Raw genomic sequence first — 2,900 nt, 5'->3', positions numbered from 1 at the left:
CCCCGAGGGAGTGACCAAGCAGAGTGAAACGCGACCAGCCTGCTGCCTGGACGATCTGGTAGAGATCGTCCAGCCAGTCGACAAAGACATAAGAGGTAGTTTTGTGATCGGAGTGGCCGTGCCCCGGCAGATCGACACAGATGAGGTGAAAATCCCCCAGATGCGGCGCCAGCGGCAAGAAACTGGCACTGTTGTCGAGCCAGCCATGCAGGGCGATCAACAGGGGTTTGCCCTGCTGATCATGATCAGCGGATTGGTTCTCCAGCAGGGCCACCTGCCGACCATCCGCCAGGGTGAGTAGACGCTCGTGCACAGTGCTCATCATGGGATTGATCATGGCCAGCCTTAGCGACGCAGCGGCCGTCTCGGCCAGAAGGGATCATAGAAGGGGTCGTAGAAGTAGGGGTCCATATAGCGCACCTCCACCTCCTTGACTGGCGGCCACAGCTTGCTGCCCGTCACATTGAGCACCGAGAAGCGATACTTGTGCTCGCCAATCTGGCTATCAACCGGCTTGCCGATGGTGCCAAGCACCGTCAGGCTGCGCCCCTTGGCGTAGAGAGTCGGATCGACAAAACCCTTCATAATGGCGAGAAAGCGGCCCGGGCTCTGCTCGGTCTGCTCCGGCACACCGTTGGATTTGAGCGGCAGATAGACCACTTCAATGACGCTCTGATCCGCCTTGTTATGCACCGCCGAGATCACACCGCTCCAGCGGGCGGGTTTACCCTCCATCCCGCCAAGGGCTGGCTGATAGGCCACCAGCTGGTTTTCTGGCTCATAGACCAGCTCCTTGGGGACCGAGCTACAGGCCCCGAGCAGCAGGGCCAGCGCCCCGACCACCATCCCGCGTTTCATCATGTCGCTTCTGGTATTACGGATCATGTCACTCTCCTGTTGCCAGCGTGGCCCGTCGGGCCATCCGCTTGTGTTGCAGCTGATGAGCGGCAAGAGCGACATGACGTCAGCGCTCCTGCCCTTATTCGCGACCCGGCAGTTTTTTCCAGGTCACCTTGTCACGCAAATAGACCGGCGTCGCCTGCTCCACCGGCACCGCCTCCCCCGCCAGCCAGGCGGCGCGGGCCAGCGGCAGCATGTCTTCTGCCGCCGGGAAGCGCACCTGACTCACCGCCAGCTCATCGGCCAAACCACTCAGGGTCTCGCCATAGGTCTCAAAACCGGTGCCGACGCAGGTCACCCGACCCGCCAGCTTGCCACGGACGTCAACCAGTGCCGCGGGATCGCTCACCACCTCGTCGCCCACCAGCTGCATGCGGCCCTCGATCAGCTCATAGCGGCCGAAATAGACCTCGTTCATCCGCGCATCGATGGCGGTCAGCACCTGTTCGACGCCATCCAGTCGATAGGCGCCTTGCGCCATAGCGGCCAGCGTCGAGATGCCAATCAGCGGCACACCCACCCCGAACGCCAGTCCCTGCGCCACGCTGATGCCGATCCGCACGCCGGTAAAGGAGCCCGGACCGCGGCCGAACGCGATAGCGTCGAGGTCACTCAAGGTTATCCCGGCATCGTCTAACACAGCCTGAACCATCGGCAGGATTTTTCGGGTGTGATCCCGTGGCGCCTCCTCCCAGCGAGAAAACAGCGTGTCACCCACCAGCAAGGCGGCGGAGCAGGCTTCGGTGGCGGTATCAACGGCCAGGATCTTCAACTCGTTCATGCTTTCCAATCTCTATAAAATCAGTCAATTACATAACCGGCAAGCGAGATATGCTCACCCGTTGTTCAAATCTGTTAGCTGGCGGCAAACTTATTCACCGCGATCGAAAAAGCTCCCCAGCGTCCCCAACTCCCGGGTGCGAGGGATGGCGGGCAGGCTCTTGATAAAGGTGGCACCGTAAGGTTTGTTAACCATCCGTGGATCACAGATCACCAGCACCCCGTGATCACTGCGATCACGAATAAGCCGCCCCACCCCCTGTTTGAGGGCAATCACCGCCTTGGGCAACTGCAGTTCGGCGAAGGGATCGCCACCCTTGAGCTTGCAATCATCCACCCGCGCCTTGAGCAGCGGATCATCGGGGCTGGCAAACGGCAGCTTGTCGATGATAACACACGACAACGCCGCCCCTCGCACGTCGATCCCCTCCCAAAAGCTGCTGGTCGCCACCAGCACGGCGCGGCCATTCTCGACAAACTCCTTGAGCAGCCGCTGCTTGTTGTCCTCCCCCTGCAGCAAGACGGTACGGCCAATCTCCCGGCGCAACACCTCGGCCACCTGACGCATCACCTGATGGCTGGTGCAGAGGAAGAAACAGCCACCCGGTGTCTTGTTGATGAGCGGGATCATCAGATTGGCCAGCTGCTCGCCACGACCAAAGGCGTTGGGCTCCGGCAGATAGCGGGGCACACAGAGTCGCGCCTGCTCGCCATAGTCGAACGGGCTGTCGAGGATAAGCTCGGCGCTGCCCGCCAGCCCCAGCTCGGCCTTGAAGTGATCAAAACGCATATCCACCGTCAGGGTGGCGGAGGTAAAGACCCAGGCCACCTCCGGTTTTTGCACCTCGGCACTGAATCGCTCGGCCACCGAGAGCGGGGTCAAATTGAGGGAAAAATGGAGCCGCGAGCAGTCATACCAGTAGGAGAAACCGGTCTGGTTGACCGCCAGCACCTCCCCAAGGCGAGTGCGCAGCTCGCAGATCCGCTCGAAGGCGTGATCCAGCTGCTCGCCACGGCCGAGCGCGAGTTTGAGCACCTCGTAGCAGAGCCCGATGGCGTCGTTGAGACGAGCCAGCGCCTGACCCCAGAGCGATTGGCGCAGCATGTCGCGGGTATTGCCACGACCGCCATCCACCCCGAAGGCGAGCCGCAGATCCTGACTGGCGATGGCGAGCCGGTCCGCCGCCTTGCCGAGCTGGGCCATGTCGTGGGCTTCGGCC

General features: G+C 61.8%; 4 protein-coding genes. All 4 read right to left on the bottom strand.

Annotated elements, in window-relative coordinates; genetic code table 11:
* Positions 1-337 (bottom strand): alpha/beta fold hydrolase (locus LD28_RS0112725; protein ID WP_420911712.1); only part of this gene is annotated, 337 nt, incomplete at its 3' end.
* Between the two features lie 8 nt (positions 338-345).
* The gene (locus LD28_RS0112720) at positions 346-861 is read right to left on the bottom strand and encodes a Slp family lipoprotein (protein ID WP_033137336.1); all 516 of its coding nucleotides are present in this window, start codon (positions 859-861) and stop codon (positions 346-348) included.
* A 118-nt stretch (positions 862-979) separates the two neighbouring features.
* Entirely contained in the window at positions 980-1,681 is a 702-nt protein-coding gene (gene tsaB, locus LD28_RS0112715) for a tRNA (adenosine(37)-N6)-threonylcarbamoyltransferase complex dimerization subunit type 1 TsaB (RefSeq protein WP_033137334.1), read from the bottom strand.
* A gap of 90 nt (positions 1,682-1,771) precedes the next feature.
* Positions 1,772-2,900 (bottom strand): ATP-dependent DNA helicase (locus LD28_RS0112710; RefSeq protein ID WP_033137333.1); only part of this gene is annotated, 1,129 nt, incomplete at its 5' end.

This window comes from Aeromonas finlandensis (genome assembly GCF_000764645.1).
Lineage (GTDB): Bacteria > Pseudomonadota > Gammaproteobacteria > Enterobacterales > Aeromonadaceae > Aeromonas > Aeromonas finlandensis.
Note: the sequence above shows the minus strand (reverse complement) of the source record. Positions and strands in the feature narration are given on the sequence as shown.